Here is a 988-nt window from a genome sequence, read left to right on the forward strand (position 1 = left end):
AACAGCCCAATGATAGGAACCGTGTACCTATTAATAAAACAATCCCTGCCGAAATCAAGCGAGGAGACAGATGAAAAAGAGATTTATTATAACAGGAATCATTACCCTTTTGGGAATGCTGAATCTAGCTCCAGCAAATGCAGATGTGAGCATAAGTTTCGAACCCTCATCACCTCAAGACCCAACTGTAAACTCACAACTTTCTCTACTGACACCACCTGCTCCACCGCCACCACCTGCTCTACCAGCAGAATATCTGGAGCTTATTAATCTATTAAAAAAAGGAGAAATTATAGAGCTCTTAAAAAAACAGCTTGAGTTGAAAAAAGAACAACTTTCGCAAACAGAAAAAGCCTATCAAGCTATAACAAATAGTCAGAAAACAGAACCTCAAAAAATAGACTTTTCTAGTTTTTTTCTCAAAGAACCAGAATCGCTCTATAAGAATAATCAGTTTTCAAGGAAATCATATCAAAAGGTATTAGAGGAAGGAAACAAAATTTCTGGATCTCTTGATCAAATGGGCAAGGCTGTTTTTGCGCGTTTACAATTTTTATCGATACTAGATAAAGCTATAACTTTGAAAACTTTTGAAAACGTAGAAAATCGTTTTAAATACCTCCAACATCTATTTGATGAACTTCAAACAAAAGAAAACCTGAAAGATATTGCAGATCTTCAAACACATATCGATGGTTCGTTAGCCATGATCCAAAATGAATCTATAAAGACACAAATGATAACGCATTTACGTAAAGCTGAGCAATCACTTATCAAAAAGAAAAGACGCGAAGTTGATATGAAATTTTTTAACCATGAAGCAAAAGGGATGCCTACCATACGATGAAAACAAAAGCCAATATAGAAGGTTCAGTACTATCTGAACAATTCAGAGAGGCACAAAGATTTTATCAAAGCCAAGGTATCGTGATGAAAATACTTAGGTAATGTATAAATACAAATAACGCGTTTAGCATGTATCTATGTT

1 protein-coding gene is annotated in these 988 nt (G+C 34.8%); it reads left to right on the top strand.

Annotated features, from left to right (window positions below):
* The first annotated feature begins 70 nt into the window (after positions 1–70).
* Positions 71–847 (top strand): type IV secretion system protein, encoded by a 777-nt coding sequence (locus ACFIJQ_RS08815; RefSeq protein ID WP_375629964.1) that lies wholly within the window; start codon positions 71–73, stop codon positions 845–847.
* The last annotated feature ends 141 nt before the right edge of the window (positions 848–988 follow it).

Source organism: Bartonella sp. TT67HLJMS (assembly GCF_042193375.1).
Taxonomy (GTDB): domain Bacteria; phylum Pseudomonadota; class Alphaproteobacteria; order Rhizobiales; family Rhizobiaceae; genus Bartonella; species Bartonella grahamii.